This window comes from Mesorhizobium sp. M8A.F.Ca.ET.202.01.1.1 (genome assembly GCF_004791595.1).
Classification (GTDB): domain Bacteria; phylum Pseudomonadota; class Alphaproteobacteria; order Rhizobiales; family Rhizobiaceae; genus Mesorhizobium.
This window is the reverse complement of sequence record NZ_SRUN01000145.1, coordinates 1-338: the sequence shown is the minus strand read 5'-3', so window position 1 is coordinate 338 and position 338 is coordinate 1. Positions and strand designations below refer to the sequence as shown.

Genomic DNA, 338 nt, shown 5'->3' with positions numbered 1-338 from the left:
GTTGCCACCCAACACCAGCACGGTCATGGCACGTAGACCGGCAGGCGGTCTTCAGCAATGTCCTTCAGGAACGGCGCGTTCTCGTCCTTGGCCGACAACGTCGGGGCACTGACCGGCCAGTCCACGGCGATGTCCGCATCGTTCCAGCGCACGCCGGCATCAAAGTCCTTCAGGTAGACCTCGGTGCACAGGTAGCTGAACACCGCGCGCTCGGACAGCACCGCAAAACCGTGCGCGAAGCCCTCCGGAATCCAGAACTGCTTCTTGTTCTCCGCGCTCAGCACCACCGCTTCCCACTGGCCGAAGGTCGACATCCGCCGCGGCTCGCCGACCTTCGG

General features: G+C 64.5%; 1 protein-coding gene. It reads right to left on the bottom strand.

The window, feature by feature from the left end:
- Positions 1 to 23 precede the first annotated feature (23 nt).
- The coding region (rfbC, locus tag EN845_RS34220) for a dTDP-4-dehydrorhamnose 3,5-epimerase (RefSeq protein WP_135931302.1) at positions 24 to 338 on the bottom strand (315 nt) is incomplete at its 5' end.